The sequence below is a fragment of the Olivibacter sp. SA151 genome (assembly GCF_054130995.1).
Window position 1 is genome coordinate 5488165 of sequence record NZ_CP096391.1, and the last position, 24944, is coordinate 5513108.

At 39.4% G+C, this 24944-nt stretch carries 20 protein-coding genes; 2 read left to right on the forward strand and 18 right to left on the reverse strand.

All coding sequences use genetic code 11. The features are described from left to right. Nucleotides 1-6: 6 nt before the first annotated feature. From M1D52_RS22325 to M1D52_RS22410, 18 genes are all read right to left on the reverse strand, one after another. Nucleotides 7-1026 carry a Gfo/Idh/MocA family protein gene (locus M1D52_RS22325; protein ID WP_437393615.1) on the reverse strand — a complete coding sequence of 340 codons (1020 nt, stop codon included), beginning with the start codon at nucleotides 1024-1026 and terminating at the stop codon, nucleotides 7-9. After that, nucleotides 1026-1598 (reverse strand): acyltransferase, encoded by a 573-nt coding sequence (locus tag M1D52_RS22330; protein WP_437393616.1) that lies wholly within the window; start codon nucleotides 1596-1598, stop codon nucleotides 1026-1028. Before M1D52_RS22330 ends, M1D52_RS22325 begins: the two co-directional genes overlap by 1 nt. A 2-nt stretch (nucleotides 1599-1600) precedes the next feature. Further along, nucleotides 1601-2734, reverse strand: coding sequence for a DegT/DnrJ/EryC1/StrS family aminotransferase (locus tag M1D52_RS22335; protein WP_437393617.1), 1134 nt, complete (start codon nucleotides 2732-2734; stop codon nucleotides 1601-1603). Between the two features lie 12 nt (nucleotides 2735-2746). Further along, the gene (gene lhgO, locus M1D52_RS22340; protein ID WP_437393618.1) at nucleotides 2747-3940 is read right to left on the reverse strand and encodes an L-2-hydroxyglutarate oxidase; all 1194 of its coding nucleotides are present in this window, start codon (nucleotides 3938-3940) and stop codon (nucleotides 2747-2749) included. An 8-nt stretch (nucleotides 3941-3948) separates the two neighbouring features. Next, nucleotides 3949-5265, reverse strand: coding sequence for a nucleotide sugar dehydrogenase (locus M1D52_RS22345; protein WP_437393619.1), 1317 nt, complete (start codon nucleotides 5263-5265; stop codon nucleotides 3949-3951). 22 nt (nucleotides 5266-5287) lie between these two features. Further along, nucleotides 5288-7663 (reverse strand): GumC family protein, encoded by a 2376-nt coding sequence (locus M1D52_RS22350; protein ID WP_437393620.1) that lies wholly within the window; start codon nucleotides 7661-7663, stop codon nucleotides 5288-5290. Between the two features lie 8 nt (nucleotides 7664-7671). Next, nucleotides 7672-8436, reverse strand: a complete 765-nt coding sequence (locus M1D52_RS22355) for a polysaccharide biosynthesis/export family protein (protein ID WP_437393621.1) — start codon at nucleotides 8434-8436, stop codon at nucleotides 7672-7674. Between the two features lie 125 nt (nucleotides 8437-8561). After that, nucleotides 8562-10241, reverse strand: a complete 1680-nt coding sequence (locus M1D52_RS22360) for a capsule assembly Wzi family protein (RefSeq protein ID WP_437393622.1) — start codon at nucleotides 10239-10241, stop codon at nucleotides 8562-8564. Nucleotides 10242-10283: 42 nt separating this feature from the next. After that, nucleotides 10284-11981 carry a capsule assembly Wzi family protein gene (locus M1D52_RS22365; protein WP_437393623.1) on the reverse strand — a complete coding sequence of 566 codons (1698 nt, stop codon included), beginning with the start codon at nucleotides 11979-11981 and terminating at the stop codon, nucleotides 10284-10286. 109 nt (nucleotides 11982-12090) lie between these two features. Continuing rightward, entirely contained in the window at nucleotides 12091-12999 is a 909-nt protein-coding gene (locus M1D52_RS22370) for a glycosyltransferase family 2 protein (protein WP_437393624.1), read from the reverse strand. A gap of 5 nt (nucleotides 13000-13004) precedes the next feature. Continuing rightward, nucleotides 13005-14072 carry a GumC domain-containing protein gene (locus M1D52_RS22375; protein WP_437393625.1) on the reverse strand — a complete coding sequence of 356 codons (1068 nt, stop codon included), beginning with the start codon at nucleotides 14070-14072 and terminating at the stop codon, nucleotides 13005-13007. 78 nt (nucleotides 14073-14150) lie between these two features. Continuing rightward, on the reverse strand, nucleotides 14151-14966 hold the full coding sequence (locus M1D52_RS22380; RefSeq protein WP_437393626.1) for a glycosyltransferase family 2 protein: 816 nt from the start codon (nucleotides 14964-14966) through the stop codon (nucleotides 14151-14153). A 20-nt stretch (nucleotides 14967-14986) separates the two neighbouring features. Next, nucleotides 14987-15577, reverse strand: coding sequence for a DapH/DapD/GlmU-related protein (locus tag M1D52_RS22385; protein WP_437393627.1), 591 nt, complete (start codon nucleotides 15575-15577; stop codon nucleotides 14987-14989). A gap of 1 nt (nucleotide 15578) precedes the next feature. After that, the gene (locus M1D52_RS22390) at nucleotides 15579-16424 is read right to left on the reverse strand and encodes a glycosyltransferase family 2 protein (protein ID WP_437393628.1); all 846 of its coding nucleotides are present in this window, start codon (nucleotides 16422-16424) and stop codon (nucleotides 15579-15581) included. Next, on the reverse strand, nucleotides 16418-17599 hold the full coding sequence (locus M1D52_RS22395; protein WP_437393629.1) for a glycosyltransferase family protein: 1182 nt from the start codon (nucleotides 17597-17599) through the stop codon (nucleotides 16418-16420). Before M1D52_RS22395 ends, M1D52_RS22390 begins: the two co-directional genes overlap by 7 nt. Further along, nucleotides 17592-18701: an EpsG family protein gene (locus M1D52_RS22400; protein WP_437393630.1), complete on the reverse strand. Its 1110-nt coding sequence runs from the start codon at nucleotides 18699-18701 to the stop codon at nucleotides 17592-17594. The genes M1D52_RS22395 and M1D52_RS22400 overlap by 8 nt, the downstream gene beginning before the upstream one ends. Further along, on the reverse strand, nucleotides 18698-19900 hold the full coding sequence (locus M1D52_RS22405; RefSeq protein WP_437393631.1) for a glycosyltransferase: 1203 nt from the start codon (nucleotides 19898-19900) through the stop codon (nucleotides 18698-18700). The genes M1D52_RS22400 and M1D52_RS22405 overlap by 4 nt, the downstream gene beginning before the upstream one ends. Before the next feature lie 22 nt (nucleotides 19901-19922). Further along, nucleotides 19923-21383 carry a flippase gene (locus tag M1D52_RS22410; RefSeq protein ID WP_437393632.1) on the reverse strand — a complete coding sequence of 487 codons (1461 nt, stop codon included), beginning with the start codon at nucleotides 21381-21383 and terminating at the stop codon, nucleotides 19923-19925. Nucleotides 21384-21611: 228 nt separating this feature from the next. On the opposite strand from M1D52_RS22410, the gene M1D52_RS22415 reads away from it, so the two are divergent. Further along, nucleotides 21612-23252 (forward strand): gliding motility protein RemB, encoded by a 1641-nt coding sequence (locus M1D52_RS22415; protein ID WP_437393633.1) that lies wholly within the window; start codon nucleotides 21612-21614, stop codon nucleotides 23250-23252. A 378-nt stretch (nucleotides 23253-23630) separates the two neighbouring features. Next, a complete protein-coding gene (locus M1D52_RS22420) occupies nucleotides 23631-24908 on the forward strand; it encodes a glycosyltransferase family 4 protein (RefSeq protein ID WP_130854374.1) in 1278 nt (425 codons plus the stop codon). Nucleotides 24909-24944: the final 36 nt, after the last annotated feature.

A 24944-nucleotide genomic window follows, 5' to 3' on the forward strand; every position in this document is an offset into this window, starting at 1 on the left:
CTAAAATTATTTTAATTGATATATTCGCTCAATTATATCTACGACTTTTAATCCTTCAAGGGCATTTGTAGTAATAGCGTTACGCCCCTTTAATACATCAACTACGTTCTCAATTACATAATGGTGATTCGCCGCTGATCCTTTATAGGCACCGTAATCGTTTCCCGGATTAGTAGGAGCCAATTCCGGCATCTGGTAATCTTTCACATTACATATTTCCACCTTGTCCATATATTGACCACCAATTTTTACTGAACCATTTTCCGCGATGATCGTCATCGAACTCTCCAAATTCTGATTCCAAACAGCTGTTGAATAATTCAGGCATCCCATTCCGCCATTTACGAAGTCAAAATTAATAAGTCCACTGTCTTCGAAATCTGTTAAGTCTTGATGGCAAAAGTCATTAAATTTGCCTTGTATGTTTGTGATATCTCCAAACAACCAATACATAATATCTATAAAATGGGAAAATTGAGTAAATAAAGTTCCCCCATCAAGATCTTTTTTACCATGCCAGCTTTCTGGCTTATAGTATCGATTGTCTCTATTCCAATAACAGTTTAGCTGCACCATATAAATTTCTCCGAGCTGACCGCTTTCGACCAATTCCTTAATCCAAACAGAAGGTGGCGAATAGCGGTTCTGCATCACAGCAAAGACATGTCGATGTACATGTAAAGCTTTAAAGATAACCTTTTCGGCATCTTGCTTAGTAAGTGCCATCGGCTTTTCAACCACAATATGCTTTCTTGCCTCTAAGCTTTTCATTGCTTGATTTGCATGAAATCCGTTCGGCGTTGCTATATTTATAACATCTACTTCAATTCCCGAACTCAAAAACTCGTCTAATGACTTAAACAAGGGAACAGGATATGTCTCAATGTTCAGATATTCCTTCTCCTTGACATCTATTAGTGCAACTAGCTCACTTTCTGCATTTCTGGTAATCATTTCGGCGTGTCTCTTTCCAATATGCCCGCAGCCTACCACTGCAAATTTTACGTTTTTATTTAACGACGTCATTACTTGATTCTTTCTATTTTGTTTTCCGATAAAATATACATTTGTCCACTTTCTCTACAAATAGCTTGATTGTTTTCGTCAAAGGTTAAGCGATGTCCATACTCGCTTACCCAACCAACTTGCTTCGCAGGATTTCCTATTACCAAGGCATAAGGGGCTACAGTCTTTGTTACAACTGCACCTGCTCCTATGAAAGCATAAGCGCCAATATCGTGCCCGCAGACAATGGTAGCATTGGCACCTATAGAAGCACCCTTTCCAACATGGGTTTTGAGGTATTGGCCCCTCCTATTTACAGCACTCCGCGGATTCAAAACGTTAGTAAAAACCATTGATGGACCTAAAAAAACATCATCGTCACAAATGACACCCTCATAAATGGAGACGTTGTTTTGAACTTTAACATTTTTTCCCAATTTTACCCCTGGCGAAACGACGACGTTTTGCCCAATATTACAAGCCTCTCCTATGCTGCAGTTCGACATAATATGAGAGAAATGCCATATCTTAGTCCCATTCCCGATCACGGCACCTTCATCTATAATAGCCGTTTCATGTACAAAATATTCCATGGTTATTTTTTAAAGAATTCTAGAATTTTCTCAATAATGTAATCTTGCACTTCATCTTCCATTTCGGTGTGAATGGGAAGAGAAATAACCGATTTACACAGAAATTCCGCTACTGGGAAATCGCCTTCTTGATGACCATATTTCAAATAAGCGGTCTGCAAATGGACAGGTACCGGATAATAAATCATTGTCGGGATCCCATGGTCGTACAGAAATTGCTTAAGTGTATCTCTTTTATCATTCGAAACGATACAGGTATATTGATTAAAAACATGTGTTGAATAGGATGCTCGCGACGGTAATGTAAGTTCCGCCAATCCATTCAATCCCTCGTCATATCTTTTCGCAACAATCTGTCTGGCTTCACTATAATTCTTAAGGTGCTTAATTTTGACATTTAAAATTGCTGCCTGAATGGTGTCTAACCTTGAATTGAGCCCTACTTCTTCATGATAATACTTTTTGCGTTGACCATGATTTGCAATAATGTGAGCACGTTCTCCAAGTTCTATATTTTGCGTTAGTAAAGCTCCTCCGTCACCAAAACAACCTAAGTTCTTAGAAGGAAAGAATGAAGTTGTTCCAATATCACCAATTGTTCCCGCAAATGCTCTGCTTCCGTCTTTGTAAAGGTATTCTGCCCCCATGGCCTGTGCTGTATCTTCGATCACTGCCAATTTGTATTTCTTTGCAAAGTCACAAATTGCTTCCATGTTTGAGCACTGCCCGAACAAATGAACCGGAATAATGCCCACAGTTTTTTCTGTTACAACTGAAGCCAATTTCTCATAATCAAGCTCGAACGTATCAATCTTGACATCAATAAATTTTGGAACCAATCCTAATAAAGCAATTACTTCCACGGTAGCTATGTACGTAAACGCAGGTACAATAACTTCATCCCCTGCTTTGAACCCTAGTGCCATCATAGCAATCTGCAAGGCATCGGTGCCGTTCGCACAGGTAACCGCACGCTTAACATTATTGAATTTCTCCAAGCTCTGTGCAAAATCTTTAACCTGCGGTCCGTTGATATAAGCAGATTCTTCTACAGCCTTAAGAAGTACTTCATCGATCTCGGGTTTTATTTTTCTATACTGGCCTTTTAAATCGACCATTTGGATCTTACGTTCCATGACATTGATTGTTTAAAGTCTATTACTAATGTATTGGCCGATTGACAAGCATGATGTAGCCGCAGGTGATGGGGCATTCCGAACATGAACAAGGTTGTCTTTTTGTAGAATGTTGAAGTCATCAATAAGGTTGCCTTTTCGATCACAAGCTTGAGCTCTAACACCTGCTCCGCCTTCAATTAAATCATCTTCGGTAATTTCTGGAATTAATTTTTGTAAAGCTTTAGTGAAAGCCTTCTTGGATAAAGACCGATACATCTCTCCAAGACCTATTTTTCCATAACGAGCCGCTATTTTCCAAAATCCCGGCCACATTAGGGTAGCAACACTATCTTTCAAATTCACATCGATAAAATTATATCCCTCCCGTTTAAATGCTAATACAGCATTAGGCCCAGCTTCAATGCCACCATGAATCATTCTTGTAAAATGGACGCCCAAAAATGGAAACTTTGGATCAGGTACCGGGTATACTAAATTTTTGACTAAATAATGCCTCTCTGGTTTGATTTTATAATACTCTCCTCGAAAAGGTATGATTCTCAAATCATTGTCAGATTCGCTTAACGAAGCAATTCGATCAGATTGTAAACCAGCACAACTAACAGCTTTTACTGCTGAATAGTCTGATTTATCTGTGATAATTGTCAAATGATCTACTCCTTTTTGAATATCGATTACTTGTTCATTCAATCTAATTTCCGCTCCTAATTCGTCGGTTAATAGAACCGCCAACTGTTTAGCAAATGCTGGGTAATCTATAATTCCTGTTTGCGGTACATGGATGCCACGAAGCCCGCTAACATGTGGTTCATATTCCGAGATTTCTTCTTTCGACAACAACTTAATCCCAGCAAGTTCATTTTGTATTCCCCGATCAAAAATAGTTTGAAGTACTGGGATCTCTTCTTCACTTGTAGCAACAATGATTTTTCCACAAATATCAAATGGTATTCCATACTTTTGTGCAAATTCTAAAAGTGATTGATACCCTTGTATACAATTTATTGCTTTAAGACTCCCCGGTTTATAATAAATTCCACTATGAATGACGCCACTGTTATGCCCGGATTGATGCTTAGCAACAACCGATTCTTTTTCCAACAGTAGTAACGATTTTTTCGGAAAACGTTTCTTCAAATGATAGGCGGTGGATAGCCCAACCAATCCGCCGCCAATAATTACAAAGTCATATCCTTTGGGCATCTTAACTTTTATAATCTACCATCCACCAATTTTCTATCCAAACAAGCTTTGGTATCAAATATAACACCATTATTCCGCTTAACCTTTTGATAGTCAAAATTCAAAAATTCATTATGCGCAACAGCTACAACAATCGCATCATAAACAATTGATCCATCGAGTTTCACTAGAATATCAAGCCCATATTCATGCTTTACTTCAATCGCGTCGGCCCAAGGGTCGTAAATATCAACGTTTAAGCCAAACTGAACGAGTTCGTGATAAATATCTACCACTCTAGTATTTCTTACATCTGGACAATTCTCCTTAAACGTAATGCCCATGATGAGTGCTTTTGATCCCTTAATTTTATGATCTTTATTGATCATCAATTTCACTACCTTGTTAGCTACAAAAGGTCCCATATTATCGTTCACACGACGACCAGACAAAATTACCTGTGGATGATATCCCAGGGACTCGGCTTTATGAGCGAGATAATACGGATCTACACCAATACAATGTCCTCCGACGAGGCCCGGCTTATACTTTAAAAAATTCCATTTTGTGCCTGCTGCCTCTATCACATCGTTCGTATCAATTCCTATGCGATCAAAAATCAGAGATAGCTCGTTGACGAAGGAAATGTTTACATCACGCTGCGCGTTTTCAATAGCTTTGGACGCTTCTGCAACTTTAATACTCGGGGCCTTATGCGTTCCCGCCTCAATAATAGATCGATATAAATCATCCACGCGTGACGCGATTGCTGGTGTTGACCCCGATGTTACTTTCATAATTTTTGTGAGCGTATTAATTTTATCGCCCGGGTTAATTCGTTCAGGTGAATACCCTGCGTAGAAATCCTTGTTAAATTTCAAACCCGATACTTTCTCCAAGACAGGCACGCACTCCTCTTCAGTACATCCAGGATAAACGGTGGACTCATAAATCACTATATCCCCCGCTTTCAAAATAGATCCTAACATTTCAGACGCCTTTAAAAGAGGAACCAAATCCGGAGCTTTAAACTGATCAATTGGTGTCGGAACTGTTACAATAAATGTATTATAGCTTTTTAAATCCTCCTTATTAGACGAAAATTTCAATCCAATATTTGATTTGTCATTTTGGGATGCAACGGCTCTTTTGAGATCCTCTAAATTCGCCTCTTGAGTTCTATCTTTACCCTTGCTCAGTTCATTTACGCGGTCTTCATCTATGTCGAATCCCAATACCTTATACTTCTTACTAAATTCAACCGCCAAAGGAAGGCCTACATAGCCTAAGCCAATAACGGCAATTGTTGCATTTCGGACTATTCCATTTTCCTTTTGCTTGCTCATACGCAATTATTTACTCTTAAATTCACCCTCTTTTTAAATATTTTTTCACACGGTCTAACCAATTTCCTTTCTCATCAAGTTCTGCCCCATATCCATACCCATATCCATACCCATATCCATATCCATAGGCATTTTCTTCTTTAGCATCATTAAGAACAATGTACAGATTTGGAATCTTTTTATTCTCTTGAACGTCTTTCACAATATTTAATTGTTGCTTCCAAGTATAATTGTACCTTACCATATAAACGCCCATATCAGCTTTTTTAGCTAGAGTAAAAGCATCGGCAACTTGACCCACCGGAGATGTATCAACTATAACATAATCAAATGTCCTTCGCAGTTCATTAAACAGCAAATCAATTTTTGAACTTAGCAACAGTTCTGCAGGATTTGGTGGAATTGGACCCGCAGAAATTACAAATAAATTATCAACAAGTTTCGTATCAGTAATTAAATCATCAATTTGAACAGCAGAATCAACTAAATAATTGGTTATCCCTTTTTTGGGTGTAGGAATCTTTAGATCTTTTACTAATTTCGGCTTTCTTATATCAAATTCCAACAACACAACTTTTTTACCCGTTAAAGCGATACTTGCTCCAAGATTGATACTAAAGAAAGTTTTCCCTTCTCTCGTCATACTTGAGGTAACCAAAAGAACTTTATTTTCTTTACCCATCGTGGTAAATTGTAGATTACTACGAATTAACCGAAACAGTTCTGCCAATGGCGTTCGTGCCGATTTTTGTACAACAAGTGTATGTTCTTCATCATTACTATGAATTAACTCACCTAATACAGGCACTTTTACAGTCTTTTCAACATCACTTAGTAAGGTGACTCGATCGTTTAACAAGTCTTTTACATATAATAACGCTATAGGTAATGCAAATCCAACAATAATTCCGAATAATAGAATTAGCATTTTTTTTGGCTTGACAGGTTCATCTTTCGCCATTGCCTTATCAATAATACGAGTATTCGACACCGTCGAGGCTAAAGCTATGGCAGATTCCTCTCGCTTTTGTAGCAAATAAGAATACAACGCTTCTTTTATACCTTGGTCGCGTTGAATTTCAAGCAAATTACGTTCAATGGAAGGAACATTCTGGATACGCGATTGAAAACGACCAGCTTTACTCTCTAGAGTTTTCAAATTGATTTGTAAGCCATTTTTAATATTGCTCAAGTTTTCTAAGATGTTATTTCTTAAGTTAGCTAGTTGTTCCTCAAGGCCTAATACTATTGGATTACTCTCCTTTGTGGTACGGGATAAACGTTGCTTTTCCAGCTGTAGTTCATTGAACTTCGATATTAAGCCATTTAATGTTGGATCTTGGATCCCTAGGGTACTCGGTACTAACTCACTACGTGTTTCTTCTTTACGAAGGTAGTTGTCAATCGACTCGAGAATACTCATTTGAGTCTGGGCTTCTGCTAATTTCTTACCGTACTCTCCCGCTTCCTGCAAATAACGTTCTGCTTCTGCACTAACATTGGTTATCTCATGTTCCTTTTTATAATGTTCCACGCTTTTTTCAACATCTGATAATTCGTTAACAAGATACGACAATCGTTCGTCAATAAATTGAACGGTTTTAGCAGCAAGTTGGTTTCTATCCTCAACCGTTTCAAGATTATAAACTTCAACAAGTTTATTTATTATATCTTTCCCTTTTTCTACTATAGGTGTAACTAACGATATTGTTAATACGCTCGCATCTCTATTGACTGGACTGATATTTACTCCTTCGCTATAATAATCTGTCACCCTATCCAAGCTGGCAAACGTAATTCGTACCGGGCTGTTAATTTCATTATTTTTCAGCCGTACGACTGTAAAAGTACCGACCTTTTCAAGGTTAACTTCCTTTCCAAAAGTACAACGTATTGCAGGGAACCCTTCTCTATTAATTTCATATTCCGACGCGTTCACATTCTTAAGTAGAATTCCATCATCTGAATCATACAGAGATGAGTCTATCTGCTTGGCAATAAGCCGAATTGGCAAATTTTGTCCATACAATTCATCATCTTTGATAATGCCATCAGCGTAATAGCTGATGGCAAGTCCCAGCTCAGAAAGGACTCTGCGCATCAAGGTTTTTCCTTTCAGCACTTCTATTTCATTATTGATATTTTGATTTGATGAAAACAAGTTTAGATCTGCAAACGCGTCTGGTCCACTAATTTCGGGAGACTTCTTATCGTCTTTTATTAGGACAGTACTGCTAACTTGATATTCTGGTGTACTATAACGCAAATAAATAAAAGCAATTAATACGCACGCTATGAATGAAATCACGAACCATCGCCAGTTCCTAACATATTTAAACAATAGTGCTTTTAAATCAAAATCCTGTTCTTGTTTAATCGTTGTTTCAGTAGTATTCATTCTATTGTTTATAATCGGGAGATAGCTACAATGGCTAAAGATGCTAAACTTGAAATTAATGTGATTGTTCTAATATCTGTTCGAGTTTGTTTTTCCTTCATTTTATCCGGTTCGACATAGAGCATATCATTTTGCTTCAAATAAAAAAAATCTGACTGCATAGTTTCCTTTTTGTTCAAATTTAGACGCACCATTGTGCGCTTTCCATTTTCTTCGCGAATTAAAAGAATATTTTCTCGCTTACCGTAAGGTGTCATATCACCGGCTAATCCCAAGGCTTCTATCAGATTAATCCGATCGTTAGGAATAACAAAAGTTGATGGCTTATTAACTTCTCCAACTACAGTAATACGAAAATTAGAAAAACGTATATTTACAATAGGATCTTTTACATATTCACTCAGCTTACTTACTAGCAACTCTGACGCCTCTTCTTTGGTTCTTCCTACCAAGCTTATTTTTCCAATAACAGGGAAATTAATTGCACCATCCGGGTTTACTAAATATCCTTGATTTGGTGTTGTTTCCACATTTCGTTCGCTTAAATTCTGCAGTGTACCATTATTAAATAATAAATTTGATTCTGGATTTAGTGTATTTACAGTAATTGCCAAAATATCGCCTGTCTGTATTTTCGGTTCAGCCACCCTTGGAATCATATCTCTAATTGCTGCGGAATCCTCCAGATCACTAAAATATACCAAATTTCGCTTCTGTTGACAAGAAGGAAAAACTAGCAACACTAAGGCAAGAAAGCCTAAAAATTTTCTCATATGTGTAAAAATGTAGATTATCAATCGTTATCACCAAGATCGGACGCTTATGATTCTCTGGATTTTTTTTCGCAAATATGCAAATTAATTTTTTATTTCGGCCTATTCATTAATACAACATTGTACTAAAAGCGATACATCATGCTAAATTGGAACTGTACATTTCCGCTATCTCTTTTTCTAAAATTCCATAGATTAGTGCTTTCTCCAATTTGATATTGATAATTGTAAGCTTTTGTAGCAACAAACCGACTGATAAATATAAATCTTTTATAATCATACTCGCCGTAAAGTCCAAAATTAAAGTCTACCCAATTTCGACGCCGATCGGCTACCAAATCGTAAAAAAAAGCATTGTTATGCACTACACGTTCTAGTTTAAAACCAGCTCTCTTTATTCCCCTAAGCCAAGTCAAATCTAGCGTTTGAATATTATTTCCCAATCCTATCCCAGAGCCAAAAATTTGTCCTAGATGGGTATAACCTCCTCGAGCCCTTCCATGGACATACCAATTCCCTGATGGTCGAATATCAGCATTTTTTGATGGTTCGAGCTGTGTCATTTCAAATCCAATCTGGATCATATCATCAAACCTATTATTTACAGGCAGAATTTTGTTTACGCCAAATACATATGCCCTTGAATGATTTGGATCTACCAGCAAATCACGTGTATTCCATGGATGATCATCTCTACCGTATTCTCCATAAATTTCAAAGCCTGCTTCAGGTATTGCCCAACGAAAAAATAAAGACGCCAACTGGTTTTGCCCTTCCACTCCCTGTTGCTCGGTTTCATCAGCCGGATTCTGGAAGCTTGATTTGTTTGTTTTCTCTAAAAACGGTAAATAATCTCCAAGTTTATTTCCCATATCTTCGCGATTCACTATAAAAGTTCGAATAAACCCCACACTTAATCCCGAAAGCCATTTCGGTTGATAAGAGAGTACTAAGCCAGAGAAATAACGCCAGTCATCCGGTTTTGGTCTATACAATTCATCATAATGATTGGGATTTCCTAGTGGTGTAGGCGTAAATCCTGAAGCCTCCAATTTACCACCTACTAACTGTCCTTCAAAGGATCCTATGGGAGTACGGATGGGCCTTGTTGTATTAACGGTAGCATGTAAAAAACCGGGAGCATTATTACTCATTAATAAACTATTCTTCATTCCCGGTCCCCACCATAAATTTTCTGTAGATATACCAATCGAAACAGGGTGAAAATTGAGTCGAATACTACTTTGTCCTGGAAAAAAACGGGTGTATGAGCCCATTCCAAAGCGCTCCGGAGCATCTATATCATTCATATAAACGTACCATTTTGTCCATGCATTTTCGTCCGCCCCTTCAAAACCTTCGAAATCACTATTCTGTGCGAAAACAAACTCCGGTCTAAACTGAATGCTCAAAAATTTATATTGCGCATACACCCCGGCGGAGGCCATGGTTTGATAACCTGCTGCCGGGATCATCCCAGCATCGTTCCAGCCATAAGGGAAGTTACTGTTAACTTGGTTTTGCCACACTAGGGGCATTAGCTGCACCATCCCCTTTCCATTCCGTGATCGATAAATGCTATTGCTATGCTCCTGTGACCCCTCAGGATCATAGATATTCGATTGCTTTAAGGCCTCATTGCTTAAAGGCCTTACGTTGAAAGAAATGGTAGAGTCGAGCTTGCCTAATAATTGCAGGCGACGGTAATAATCTTCTAATACCGGTGTTCCAACGGGAAGTACCTGCGCTTTTAAACTCAAAGTCGCTATTAAAAAAAAGACTAAAAGTATATTTTGTTTCTTCATGTGCATTCTTTACTGCTTCAAAAAAATATTACTGACCATTGGCTAAAATCGGTACATCATGCCCAGCTGCCCCTGGAAATTGAACTTATCTTGTGGAATAAAATCCCAAAAAGTTCCACCGGGTTTTAACTTAATATCGTAATTGAAATTCAATCCGTTCATGAATTTCATCCGCGCAATAAAAAGAAAATTTTTATAATCCCATTCGCCATTTAAGGTGGCCGATAGATTTACCCAATTACGACGATAATCACCACTATAGGAAAGTAAGCCATAAAATAGGTCAGTTTGCTGCTCTTGCCGTTCTAACAATAGCCCTAACTGCTTCAACCCCTTTAACCAACTAATCGTTAATGACTGTACATTGCTGCCGGGGCCAATACCTGCACCTAAAATTTGACCTAAATGGGTATAACCATGGCGCACCATGGAATTACTATACCAGGTCTCGTATTCGCGCACTTTATAAGTTCTGGTTTTATCTAACTGCGTAAATTCAAAACCAACTTGAAGGTGCTCTATTCCTCCTTTCATAGGCATTAATTTTCGGAAACCAAGCACATAGGCTCTTGAATGATCCATCTCTACCATCTTATCGCGGCCATTCCAAGCGGGTTCATTGCGTCCGTATTCGGCATAAAACTCGGCTTTACCTTTCGGTAAGGCCCAACGAACGAAAAAGGAAGAATAGCGGTCGCGGTTACGTCTTTCTTCTCGGCTCGTTGGCCCATTCGCTGTGCTGTTTTTTGAGGATGGCCCTAAAAAAGGCAAATAGTCATTGAGACCACTTCCCATGGAGTCGCGGTACACAACAAAGCTCTGCGACACGCCCAGGGATAAGCCCGGCACCCACTTAGGCTGATAGGAGAAAATAGCACCACCTATATATCGCCAACTGTCAGGTTTTGGCTCGTATAGATAGTCAAAATCCGTCGGCTGATCGGCTTGCCTTGGCGCAAAACCGGAAGCGGTGAGGCCACCGGCAATCACCTGTCCTTCGAAAGAACCGATATTGCTCCGTATGGGTTTACTACTATTAACGGTAATATGTGGAAAACCGGGAGCTGTATTACTCATCAAGAGCGAATTATGAATCCCGGGGCCCCACCATAGATTTTCTGTACTGAAACCAACCGATACGGGATCAAAAGTAGCCCTGATGCTACTCTGCCCAGGAAGAAAACGGAAATAGCTACCGTCACCAAAACGGGTAGGCATATCGATATTATTGTAGAAATCATACCAAACGCGCATCGCATTTTCGCTACCGCCCGTAAAAATAGGGTAAGATTTATTTTGCGCATATACTATCTCTGGCCTGAATTGAATGCTTAAAAACTTATACTGTGCATAAAATCCGGTACTAAAAAGAGTTTGATAGCCCACATTGGGAATCATGGGGCCATCGTTATAACCTGTCGGAAATCCACTGGTATATTGATTTTGCCAGATAATCGGTAGGATCTCAACGATTCCTTGTCCTTCTTTTTTCCAAACAATGCTATGAGAACTCCCATTTAAGCTATCAGGCCAATAAATATCTCGTACACCTAAAGCACCAGCGCTTAGAGGGCGTATGTTGAACGAGATGGTTGAATCTACTTGCCCCAGCAATTGCAAACGTCGATAATAATCGTCTAATGCCGGAGTGCCCAAAGGAAGTCCTTGTGCTTGTGCTTGTTGATAAAAACTACTTAAAAAAAGAAGCGAGAAGGTTATGTTGTATAGAAATGTTCTCATTTAGTGCATTTTTGTTATGCTTGTGAAGCTGCTCTCTCTTGCAGCAAAAATTATGCTAATTCTTTTTTATCTTTCTAACGAAGGAAATAAGCAGATCCGCTACAGCCTGTTAACTAAAGTGCGGGCCTTTTACTTCGGTTAGTGGCAGCAAAAATCCATCCCAAATTGCTTTCCACAACATTTTCCGTTGTTTATTTTGATAATGTTTAAATAAGCGCAAAAAGTCAATACCAGCTTTCATTATTGCTTTTAGTTTACGTAGGCCCTCCATGTGTTTACGGATGAAAAAAATACGATTTCTGTTTATATAGTAGACAAAAAAAGGTGAACGCTGTCCACCCGTCAGCGAGCTCTCTTTATGTAAAATCACTAAACTAGGCATATAATAGATTTTATAACCTAATTGTGTCGCTCTAAATATTAGATCGGTATCTTCGTAATAAGCAAAATAACGTTCGTCCATAGGCCCCACTTTTTCCAAGACTTCTCTTGCCAATAACATAAAAGTGGTGGGCCCATAGTTTACATAATGAGCTTGATCATATTGCCCTCGGTCTTCTTCGCCGGCACCGATATGCACCGTTACGGCCGTAGCAGTATTTAAATGGGCCCCTGCCATGCAGATTTTCCGGCTGTCATAAAAGAGCATTTTGGGGATTATAATCGACTCTTGATCAGCCCTTGCTTTTTGAACCAAATGCTGCAGTAAGTTAGGTGATACAAGCTCAATATCATTGTTTAATAGGAGTATATGGCTATAATGCTTTTGTAAAGCAAGTTCGATACCCTGGTTATTACCTTTGGCAGCCCCGTAATTGGCGGGATTTTTTATATGGGTATAAGCAGGAACGGGATAAGCAGCTAGTAATGTTTGCAATAATTGGTCACTTGTAGCACTGGGAGAATTGTCGATTAAATAGAGATGATATTGTTTAAAACTTTGCAGCGAAAGCGTCTTAAAAAAACCTGTTAATACGGCATCACTCTTATACAAGACAGTTACAAGCGCAATCTCCATAGCTTTTAATGGATTGATTTTAGCAAAACGCGCGCAATAAGCGCACTAGCCGTTAAAAATACCAGAAGAAAAGCGCCGATAAGGGCTCCTTTTATAGGCCCCATGACATCGCTCTCAAGGGGTAAAATAGGCCGATCAATAATTTGTAATATGGGCATCTCTTTTCGCAAACTAATTTTGGCGAGCTCCTGGTTTTTAACTAGCTCTTCTAAAATCGCTGAATTCGCTTGCACATCTACCCGCCGTCGTTGGGAGGAAACACCTAATTGCTGTAAAGCTCTGTTTGGATTAGGATTGGCATCTGTAGCAGCTGCTACCCCTCCAATAGCCGCATATAGTTCTTTCCGCACAGAATCTACTTGATGCGTGAGAATATTAAGGTTATCCTGTTCTTTTTTTGTTTTAGTTTCTACATAAAAGTTCATGACCCGATGAATGAGCTGTTCAGTAAATGTTTTCGCAAAAAGCTCATCTGTGCTTTTGGTGCTCACTTGAATAATATTCAATTTTTTATCGGGCTTTACCACCGTCAAGCTTTTCTTAACGATATGCCTGTACAATACTTGGATTAAGCTATCTTGAAGTGAATTTCCTGACGGCAAAGCCGTAGCAGCAAAAGAGAAATCTTTTAGCTCGTATTCTTCGTCCCAGTCAGCACGAAAGCCACTTGCCATAGCGTATCGATTGGCCAAAACTACTTGTTCTCCTTCTAAGTCGACTTTGCTTAATAGCGTCTGGGTGATCATTCGTTGAGAACGAATAAATTCTAAAATATTATCGCCTTGAAATAGACTGCTACTTTCCCCAACACCTCCTAAATCAATCCCAAATTGTGATGCGATGCCAGCGTAAGCGCTGAGGCCGCCTCCTCCTCCTTGCTCGGCCAGGACGAAACTGAGGGATGCTTTATATTGGTTTTTTTTAAAAAGAGCATAGCAAATGCCGATGACGCTTCCGATTATTAAAGCACCAACTAATAGAAGCCATTTATTCTTTACATAGGCAGCTACCTCTTTACCTTTATGTACCAGCTCATGCAAGGTTAGCTGATTATCTTGGTTTGTTTGGTTCATTCGCTATTTTCTATGATGATATATTATACTATTAGTAATCATCGACTAGTCAATTATTCCCTGCGAAGATAACGCTTTTTACTTTTTTCCTGTTAATTTCTTCAAGGTCTCTTGATTGATCTGCTTCCGTTCTCGATCAAATAGCCAACCCCATTTGTTGAAATATTGAATAGCCGACTTCATATGCATGCGAAGAACCTTGCTATTATGATACGATTCTTTTTGATAGCCATGGCTGATGGATACATGGGGATAAAAGACGGTACGAGCAATATGCCCAATACGCCGTACCAGATCTACATCTTCCAGGTAGAGAAAGAAACGAGTATCAAAACCGCCTAAGGTTTGCAACACGTTATTACGAACAAACATAAAGCAGCCGGATAGACATGGTATATCGGCGATTTGATCGTACTGAAAAAATGATAATTCGTATTGTTCGTTCAACTCCCTTGCCCAGCGTCGGTTTGGTGCGAAACGACGACCAAATAAGTTAAAGGGTGTAGGCAATAACTTACACAGTCGCTGCAATTGTCCATTCTTGTATAGAACTTTTGGCATCACGAGGCCTATATCCGGATGTTGATCCATAAATGCCGTCAAGTGTTCTATCACACTTTCATGAAAAGCGATATCCGGATTTACAATTATATGATAGTCCGACGCCACACAACGTTGTATGGCCAAATTATGTGCGGCGCCGAAACCGATGTTTTCGGCGTTGGAGATATACTCGATCCGTTCGTTATTAGCTAAGCTTCGAAAATTATCTTCCGTTGAATTATCCACTAGATATACCTTATTGATCGAGGGGGAGGAAAGGCAGCTCCGCACAGCTTCTTGAACCTCTAAAGGATCATTATGATAGAGAACGATGGATGCCGTAATTGTCATGTTGTATTATCAGATGCACTTTAGGCCAGCTCCCACCGACCGGATTCTAAATTGAATTTTTTATATAATCGAGCCGGGTTGCCCATCAGCAGCGAATAGGAAGGAAAGGATTTTGTGACCACCGAGCCTGCCCCAACAACGCAACCCTCGCCTAAAGTTACCCCCGGCAAAATAACCACATTTTCGCCTAGCCAACAACGATTACCTATATGCACAGGTCTGGACCGTAAGGGCCGGTCGATCGGCGCAGCCATCATTTCGTGGCTATCGCATTGATTATCGAACGAGCCGTGATTATGATCAGTAATAAATACTTTACTGGCAATGAGTACCTCGTCACCAATTGAAACCTGCTCCACGGCACCAATATGAACATAATCATTTAATTGAACCCGCTTACCAAACTGAATACAGGTATCTATTTTTTGAATAGGTAAAGCCTCTAACCTGCACCCAACGCCTGTGGTAAGACCTTCACCTAGACGGATGTGACGAGCGTTACGAATCTCAAACGGAAACCGTATGATACGAGCTTTCGGATAAAATAGCTTTGTACGAATCAAGTGTATTAGCAGCTTGATGCTGCCTCCAAAACCATATTTTTTCAGCATATTATCTTCTTAACTTGACAATGGCCAATCGACGAATATACTTGATTAAGGAATAAAATACCAAAAATACATATTCTAAAAAGCCGACAACACCGAGCTGATAACCTAATCGCATGTTCTTAAGCTCGCCCTTTTCCATTTCCTTTAAATTGGAGGATAAACCGGAAAAACCAAAATTGGGTTTTCCATCTCCGGTAATCACTAAACTTTCGTTTAATAAAACACAATGATGCTCGTTACATACACGAATCCAAAAATTCCCTTCTTCTGCATAGCGCTGTTGTTCGTCAAAGTAACCGGTTTTGTCCAGTACCTCACGCTTAAAAATCACGGTAGGGGTAACGAAAAAGGTTTTGTATAATAATAAATGTGCTGAAATAGGTGTCAGATGTTGAAACTTTTTAAACAACCATCTTTTCCAATACTCGCCATTCCGATTGGTACCTAAAAAGTCGATCGCCGGGTTGGCACGTAGAATACCTATTTGTCTTTCTAATTTAGTCGGCAACCATTCATCATCGGCATCTAATAACGCGATGAAGAGGCCCTTTGCTTGACGCATACCTACGTTTCGTGCACAAGAAACACCACGGTTCGGTTGATTAATCAACTTAAAGGTAATATGATCTGTATTTTGTGCTGCGATAAAACGCTGAACTTCATCTACTGATCGGTCACGGCTTCCATCGTTCACGATGATTACCTCCAGCGGTCGGTACTGCTGATTGACAACGGACGTTAGCGTTTTTTGAATACTCTGCTCTGCCTGATACATCGGAATAACCACGCTAACCAATGGCATTGTTACTGTCGCATTTAGATGCGTTTCTCCCTGATTTGTTAACATAGAACTCGTTTTAGTTGTATTCTTAGCTCTTCTGCCACATTTGCCACGCCGAAATGTTCCTGTAGCATTTTAAATGCTACTTCCCTGTCTGTTTGGGATGGTGTCTTTAAATGTATAATGGAGCGAATGTATTGTTCCATCTCTTCTAAGGTATCAAATAACACTCCGGGAGGTTGCGCAACAATGGCAAAGATTTCGGAAAAGGATGGATTGCGTAATCCTAAAATGGGTTTACGAGCGGCAATGGCGTCCATAAGTGCACCGCTGCCGGTTAATTCGTAACTATCCGTCCCATAACAAAACAGGGCATAATCAGCAGAAGCTAACGCCTCTTGGTATTCGGCAAGTGGCAACATTGCGCCTTTCTTGGGATAAACAACGTAAGAATTAACATAGGGTGCCATTTCGGGCAAAAGGTGCCCGACTACTTGAAAAATGAGCTTACGCTGCTTTATTTCTTCTTTAAACTGCTTAGCCAGCTCAAAAAAGTGTTGAGACCCTTTGGATAAACGCGCGACACCCAAGTGAACAAAGGTGACTACATTTGCTGATTTTTGCCTAGCTAACGGCGGTGGAAAAAGATAAGGATGCGGTATATAAAGTAAATGTGCAGGAGGTATCAACCGCTTTTCTTGAAGATAGCTTTGTGCCCGCCTCTCCAATACGATATAATATAAACCGCTCCGCTTCCTGCGAAAAGCATTTCGAAGCAGCCATGCGTATAAACGGTCAACGGCTTTATTTTGCGCTGAACTTTTTAGCAATTCCAATCCATGTAGTTGTACAATAATATTGCATTTTTTAAAGAAAAAGACACGGTAGCAACTCAGTAACCACTGAGCTGGTGGCGATAAAAAAGCAAAATAAACCAAATCTACAGCATCTCTGTGCGCCTGTATTAAAAGTTTTGTTAAAATCCAACACTCTGCCGCATGCTTGTAAAACCATCGAATTTTATTAGCTGCCGATAGGGCCGGCACGTTTAAGGGTTTATGGGTAACTTGAGCACTCAATGGGCTCTGTTCTTTTAACGCTAGCAAATGATCCGGAGAGCACCATAGTGTAACAGCAGCCTCTGGATAGACGCATTGAAGCACCTGAAGCATGGCCGCATTGAAAGGCGCATGTTGATTACCCCGCATAAAAGGCTCGATATAGAATAATTGCTTACTCACGAATAATATCTGTTGGTGCAAAAATCGTTTCAAAAGGTACGTACAAATCATAGTACACAGAAATCAAGTTATAGAGTCGGAAAGCTCCAAACAACAATAACACTAAAAATGCAACCAAACGTAAACCTTTATCTTTTAAATAAAAGACCAAATAGGCTAATACAAAAATTTCGAATAATAAAAAGCCGGTCGATAAGCGTGCCATAACGGGTAAGCTTACCATAAACAGAAAGTAAATTATATTACCAAATACAAGCAGGTTAAGATATCCGGTGTATTTTGCCCGATCTATTTGCGCAACATGCGGTTGAAAAGCGATAAATAGGGGTAAAAAAATGGCCCGTTTGGCGACACCAATGGCAAAGGCTACATAGAGATTGCCAGACATATCAAGTGTCTCTTCGTTGTAAAACAATAATTTCTCACCTACTCGGGAATCGACCCCGGCTAAGTGCATGGCTAAACGCGCCAATAGCCCGCCAATATCCACAAAACCTAAAATAAGCGATACTAATAACGAAATATAAATCAATTTTGGCGAAAAACGCATTGGATAAATCCAATAGGCAAAGATAAAAAATACCGCGGTGACATGTATGAGGGAAGCGATGGTAATGATGAAGATAAACGGGATGACACGCCGCTTGATAATGGAAGGAATAGACCAAAGCGTAATGGAAATGGCTAGATATTGCCTTACAGCGAAGATATCGGCCATATAATAACAGAAATACAAAAAAAGACTCAGCAGCATGATGTTTTCATGCTTATAAATGAATCGCGCCTTTAAACCAATCGTTAAGATTGCAATGAGTGTTAGCAGTATGGAGTAATTATCCGTAAATACCTTTACTATATAGTTTAAATAGGTAAAGCCTCTCTCCATCATATTGGTTTCAGGCTTTTCAACATAGCTTTCTACTTTACTGAAATAATCGGTATATGAATACCAGTCGGTACCGACATTCCAACGTATCGAACTGATAAAAATAAGAACCAACACGAAAAACCAGAACAGGATATGCTTGATTTTCTCTGCATTTTTAATAAGATCTAAAAGTGCAAAGGTACCGAGAACCATATATAGGATAATGTAAATCAAAGCCTGGTGGTGTTGATGGTTTGTTTAACAGGAACAAAATCCGCTAAAACACGAGCAGCTGTCACCTTATTGTTTCTCATTTGATCGTTAAGTGCGCTCCGTGCCGCCGCAAGTGCACTTATATGGTTCGCGATTTCCTGTGGATAGGCAATGATTCTTCGTTTAAATTCGGCCATATCGTTTACAACAAAATAGTCGGCCACACCCTTATACCCCTGTGCACTTGATTGATGTACAAGCAGAGGTATGCCCTTTTGAATGGCCTCCATCACTTTAATCTTAACGCCACCTCCTAATGAAACCGGTACTACCATCAGATCGCATTGTTTAATATAAACGTCTATATCTTCAACAGCTCCCGTTATATGAATATTGGCCGATTGCAGCTGTTGGATCTCTATTACGGGATTTTTCCCGACGATATAAAAATGATAGCTTGGGTCTTGCTCGATTAATGGATGGAATACATCTTTTACAAAGTGCAAAACACCTTGGATATTGGGGTACCAATCCATCATACCGATAAAAAGGAGATGGCGACACTGTTGTTTATAGTGATCTTTTACAGGCTTCAACGGTAGCGCGGGGGATAATAGATAACTCTGCTGATCATTATTTCGAATCTTATTAAATAATTGCTGATCATGTTCGGAAATTGCAATAAGCCCATCGGCTTCCCGTACTACACGGTGCTCTACTGCCCGATAGCGGAAATTGGCCAAACGATATAGCTTTCTTTTGAGCGGATGGGCGATACGGAATTGTATATACTCGAGATGATTCTCATATTCATAATTATGTTGATTGAGCACAATGTTAGTTGCTGGACGGAGCCGGCGGATAGCCGGAAGAAGATAAGCCGAGTAAAGTTCTAATATAACGATCGCATAATCATTTTGCTGCAATTTTTTAATAACAGCGCGACGCAATGCCGGAGATTCACGAAAAATATTGTGCCCTCGTTGTAAGAGTCTAATCCGTTCGCGAGTAGGATGAATAGGCTCTACCTGCACCTCCTCGATACTGCACGGCAGCTTACTAAGCAACTCTTGGCCGTAAGCGGTGCGCGGCCCCTGAAGAGTAAGGACATCCGTGGGTACTTGCGAAGCAAAAGCTAATACATTGTTCATCGCATACATAGATGCACCATCGACCGTAATATCGATACGTAGAGCTATATATAATAGTTTTGCTGCCATTGCGTGCCCAAAAATACAATTATTAACGTTTTAATGAATTCTTTGCTTTACCTAGTTTTGCCTGAAGCATTTCCACGAGTGCTGATAAGTGAGGATTATGAAAGGCAAAGCGTTGAATACCTGCATAAATCAATATGGTGGCAGATATAATTAGGACCAATTGCAACGGGACTGAGGAGATATTAACCACAATTAACCGACAAACTACAACAACAGGTAGCGATGCTAATAATGCTTGCCAGAGCAATTTCCATGCGGGCCGAAAATTTACTTTCCTCAAGGCATAAAAAATCAGTAAGGCTAAAACGGAAAACTCGGTAATGACAGACGAAAGGGCTGCACCTACCTGGCCTAAAAAAGGAATGAGGCTAAAGTTGATGAGCAAACTGATAAGCATTCCTATGATAGCGGCTTTGAAAAACAGCCGTTCATTATTAGTTGGATTTAGGATCTGCATGCCGAAGACGTTACTTAAGCTGATAAACAGGATAGAAGGGGCCAAGATTTGCAGCGACCTAACCGCTTCTGTGAATTGCGAACCAGCATACAACTCGATGACCATAGGAGCCACTATGTATAAACCGATGCTGGCCGGTACACTCAACAATATGGTGTATCCAAATGATTTTTCCAGTAATAAGTTCGCGCTTTGTTCATTTGCTTCGTGGAATGCCTTGGAAAGCGGGGGAATCAAGACGGTGGAAAATGCAACGAAAATCATAACGACCAATTTAATAAGACGAGCAGAGGTTGCATAATAACCGACCTGCGCAGGTGTTGACAAAAAACCCAGCAAAGCGGTATCCAACACGGTATAAACACTGGTCACCAAACCTAGTGAAAAAATATATAACAAAGCCTTTCCGTGCTTTTTAAAGATATTTCGACTTCGACGAAGGTGAACAAAGCGTTTTGCATAAGTAATATTAAAAAGCACATTAATCAATACAGATATACAGGATATCCCATAGTACCATACTTCATCACCCGGTTTATTTACCAATAAAAAGATAGCCAATATGGAGAAGGCACGTACCACCAAGGTTCTTTTCGTAATATAAGGAAACTCCTCCAAGCCTTGAAATAGCCACTCAATCGCCAAGCTCTGAAAAAACAATGCACCTGCGCCGAGGTAAAATAAGGGGCGATACACTTCAAAATGCGACGAGGTGAAAAAGATGCCCACATACAGCGAAACAGCAAGTGCGGTGGTTGATAGATGGATAATCAGTAGTTCGCTAAAGACTTGTGATCGCTTTTCCGGGTTGCCTTTACTTTTAGCAATTTCTCTTACACCGTATATGGGAATGCCTAAAGCTGCTGCTAAAATAAAATATTGTGTAACACTGTCTACAAAACTTACGTTTCCAATACCGACAGGCCCTAAGACCCTCGAAATATAGGGAAAAGTGATCAGGGGAAATAAAATCTGACTGATAGATAAAAGAATATTATAAAATGCATTCTTTTTAATGGTGCCCATGGTAAGGACAAACTTAGATAAATTGCTTTTATATACAACAAAATAGTTTAGCAATTGCTAGACAGCAGGCAACTATATAACGTATGAAGGGAAAGGGGTAAAGTAAATAAATGGAAATATAGCCTTTTGTTGAATAAGCTTTGACAAAAGGGCTTAAGATAAATGTCTTAAAAAAACTACCTTTGCCATCTCGGCATGCATCTTGCTGGGAGCACTTATTATTCTAATATGAGAAAATACGTATTTGTTTTTTTAATCGCCTTCATTTCCCTGCACATCTTTTCGTCTTATGTACATGCGCAGGCTCAATACATACCGTTTTCTCATCAACTCTATCAAAAACTTGATCGGACACTTTATAGTAAAGATACCCGGTTGCATACGAGTATCAGGCCACTTGTGCTGGATTCAGTCTTACAGCCAGCCTATGACTCGATCATGGCTTTAGGCGTTCGCGATCGACATACCTGGCTTGGACGGAAGCTGTTTAATGAGCACTTGATTGATATAAAAAAAGCGGATTATACCTTTTATGCCGACTTTCTTCCAGATTTTCAGATTGCGCGGTCATTTAATGAAAAACGAAATCCATGGACTAACACACGTGGATTTCAAGCAGGTGTCACCATCGGTAATAATTTTTCATTCTATACTAGTTTTTATGAGAATCAGGCTTTGTTTCCTGATTATGTAACCGATTATATAGAAAGAAATAAAGTGATTCCCGGGCAGTTTGGCAAGCTTTATGACCAAAGAACCGGCCGTAGCCAAGATTGGGCCTATGTAACAGCCAACGTATCTTATACACCGATCAAGTATTTAAATATTACCTTAGGGTATGATAAAAATTTTATTGGGGATGGCTATCGCTCCATGCTACTGTCAGACGTTTCCTCTCCGTATACGTTTTTGAAATTAACCGGCACGTTAGGAAATGTTAAGTATATGAGTATGTGGACTTATATGCTTGACCCCTTTGCCTCAAGAGATAGCAGTACGGTGACTGATATCTACAACCGAGAGAATATGGGTGACCTCGGGAAATGGGGTGCTTTCCAATACCTAATCTGGAATGTAAATAACCGACTTTCGATTGGCTTATTTCAATCCATTTTATGGGCACCAAAGAATGCCGGAGGCAGGCGTGGTTTCGATGTCAACTACCTGAATCCGATCATCTTCTTGCGCCCTATAGAAACGGCAAATACCAATTCGCCGGATAAAGTACATATCGGCGCTACCGCGAAATATAAAGTGCTAGACAATATGTCGGTTTACGGGCAACTATTGCTGGGTGAGCTCTATACCAAAGAGCTATTCAGTGGCAGCGGTTACATCAATAACAAAAATGCTCTCCAATTGGGCTTCCGAGGCTTTGACGCATTTGGCATTAAGAACTTGAACTTTTTGGGCGAGTACAATAGTGCAAGACCTTACACCTATCAGCACTTTACGCCGATAACAGCTTATACGAATTACAACCAGCCATTAGCCCATATATTAGGCGCTAATTTCAGGGAGTTTGTGGGACGCCTTCATTACTCCTTTCAGAAATTTGATTTTTCTTTTCATGGAAATTTTGCCAGATATGGTTTGGATCCGAGTAATAGTATAAACTACGGGGGAAATATTTTTAAATCATATGAAAATTACGTTCAGTTGTATGGTAACCACATCGGCCAAGGGCTGACAACAGATCTTACTTATTTAGATCTTCGGGCAGCCTATTTAATTAATCCTAAATATAATTTACGCTTCGAAGTTGGTGGCGTCTTTAGACAGGAAAAAAATGACAGCTGGACGAACAAAACGGCTGTTTTGAATATTGGCTTAAGAGCTTCATTTAGGAACTGGTATCAGGATTTTTAGCGCGATCTGCTAATTGGCCAAACCGAATGATCTTTTTTTTGTTGAAATTGCAGGAAAAATAAATTAATCAGTTTAATTTGGCAGCATTGTTGTAGCAAAATATCCTAAAAGGCCGTTATTAGAAAACCTTTTATTTACAAATATTTTTGACAGATGATTTTAATACCAAGGCGAATTTGTGTATAGTGCAAGTAAGAGAATCGACGTAGATAGGTTGTGAGTTGGGATAGCTTTGCCTAGCGGGTTGACCGTTCGCAAAAGCATATTGCATATTAAGTAATTTATTTAACAAAAAAATCCATTGATTGATCACCGTCTTTGGTGAAATATATAAATTCACTTACCTTTGGTATTGAATGTTTAACTAAAACGATTCGTATGCTAACATCATTACTTCCTTTTATACTTGCATTCCTAACTGCCTTAGTTGCGATTCCTGCAATTATTAAGATCGCTTATTCGAAAAGGCTGGTGGATGACCCCTCGCTTGAGTCTAGGAAGATACATAAACATTCAGTACCTAATTTGGGTGGTGTAGCGGTATTTAGTGCTTTTGCTTTGGTTAGTTGTCTTTTTATTAATGACAACATGTTGCCAAAAGCGAACTTCATTTTTGCCTCAGGCATCATCATCTTTACCATTGGCCTTAAGGACGATCTAATTGCATTGGATCCCTATAAAAAATTTATTGCCCAGTTTATTACCGCCTTTATCGTAGTTTATTTTGCCGATATCCGTTTTACTAATTTCTATGGCGTAATGGGGATTCATGAGATTGGTCCTATTTTGAGTTATACCTTTACAAGTTTCGTTGTGGTATTTATTATTAACGCCTTCAACTTGATTGATGGAATCAACGGCTTGTTGGGATCGATCTCTGTTTTTGTCAGTTTAGTTTATGGAGCACTGTTCTATTTTGTAGACGAAAAGGGTTTAAGTATTCTTAGCTTTAGTATGGCAGGTGCGGTTTTGGGTTTCTTAAAATACAATATGAGAAAACGTGCCCAAATATTTATGGGCGATGCCGGAGCTTATTCCATTGGCTTCATTATAGCGATCTTAAGCATTCGGTTTGTAGAAATCTATAAATTTGATGCTATAACAAATCCTTATCCCTGGGTGCACGCCGCCCCTGCGGTGGCCATAGCTTTATTGATTATGCCTATTTTTGATACCTTTCGTGTCTTTACCCTTCGGATATTACGAGGAAAATCTCCTTTTATGGCCGATCGGAACCATTTACATCATCGATTATTAGATTTGGGTTTAACACATTTACAGGCTTCCGGCATTATTGTGACCACGAATGTACTCATTGTTTCTTTAGCACTCTCTATTCAAAATCAAATGCAAACTGCTGAATTAATGATGTTAATCGTATTGGCCACCATATTTTTCAACATGATGCTATGGATTTACGAGGTGAGAAACGTAAACAGAATCCATGTTATTCAAAGAGCACGATCCATTGCGTCTAAAGCAAATAAAAATTTGGCATCTAACTTAGAAAAGGTAAACAATACGGCTATAGATTCAAGTTTAGCGGAAGTACGCATGCTTGCAGCAAAGGAATACTTAAATGGCCACCGTGAATCGGAAGCCGCAAAACGTTTTACTCAGGAAGTGTTGGATAATCTGGAAAGAAGTAAAAATTAGCTCTTCAAAGCGCCATTATATCTCGTATCCGAATAA

Coding starts and splice junctions, on each gene's coding strand:
- M1D52_RS22325 (WP_437393615.1), bottom strand. CDS start 1,026: ATGACGTCGTTAAATAAAAACGTAAAATTTGCAGTGGTAGGCTGCGGG.
- M1D52_RS22380 (WP_437393626.1), bottom strand. CDS start 14,966: ATGACAATTACGGCATCCATCGTTCTCTATCATAATGATCCTTTAGAG.
- M1D52_RS22345 (WP_437393619.1), bottom strand. CDS start 5,265: ATGAGCAAGCAAAAGGAAAATGGAATAGTCCGAAATGCAACAATTGCC.
- M1D52_RS22360 (WP_437393622.1), bottom strand. CDS start 10,241: ATGAAGAAACAAAATATACTTTTAGTCTTTTTTTTAATAGCGACTTTG.
- M1D52_RS22385 (WP_437393627.1), bottom strand. CDS start 15,577: ATGCTGAAAAAATATGGTTTTGGAGGCAGCATCAAGCTGCTAATACAC.
- M1D52_RS22420 (WP_130854374.1), top strand. CDS start 23,631: ATGCTAACATCATTACTTCCTTTTATACTTGCATTCCTAACTGCCTTA.
- M1D52_RS22390 (WP_437393628.1), bottom strand. CDS start 16,424: ATGTTAACAAATCAGGGAGAAACGCATCTAAATGCGACAGTAACAATG.
- lhgO (WP_437393618.1), bottom strand. CDS start 3,940: ATGCCCAAAGGATATGACTTTGTAATTATTGGCGGCGGATTGGTTGGG.
- M1D52_RS22410 (WP_437393632.1), bottom strand. CDS start 21,383: ATGGGCACCATTAAAAAGAATGCATTTTATAATATTCTTTTATCTATC.
- M1D52_RS22415 (WP_437393633.1), top strand. CDS start 21,612: ATGAGAAAATACGTATTTGTTTTTTTAATCGCCTTCATTTCCCTGCAC.
- M1D52_RS22365 (WP_437393623.1), bottom strand. CDS start 11,981: ATGAGAACATTTCTATACAACATAACCTTCTCGCTTCTTTTTTTAAGT.
- M1D52_RS22335 (WP_437393617.1), bottom strand. CDS start 2,734: ATGGAACGTAAGATCCAAATGGTCGATTTAAAAGGCCAGTATAGAAAA.
- M1D52_RS22375 (WP_437393625.1), bottom strand. CDS start 14,072: ATGAACCAAACAAACCAAGATAATCAGCTAACCTTGCATGAGCTGGTA.
- M1D52_RS22370 (WP_437393624.1), bottom strand. CDS start 12,999: ATGGAGATTGCGCTTGTAACTGTCTTGTATAAGAGTGATGCCGTATTA.
- M1D52_RS22330 (WP_437393616.1), bottom strand. CDS start 1,598: ATGGAATATTTTGTACATGAAACGGCTATTATAGATGAAGGTGCCGTG.
- M1D52_RS22355 (WP_437393621.1), bottom strand. CDS start 8,436: ATGAGAAAATTTTTAGGCTTTCTTGCCTTAGTGTTGCTAGTTTTTCCT.
- M1D52_RS22350 (WP_437393620.1), bottom strand. CDS start 7,663: ATGAATACTACTGAAACAACGATTAAACAAGAACAGGATTTTGATTTA.
- M1D52_RS22405 (WP_437393631.1), bottom strand. CDS start 19,900: ATGGCAGCAAAACTATTATATATAGCTCTACGTATCGATATTACGGTC.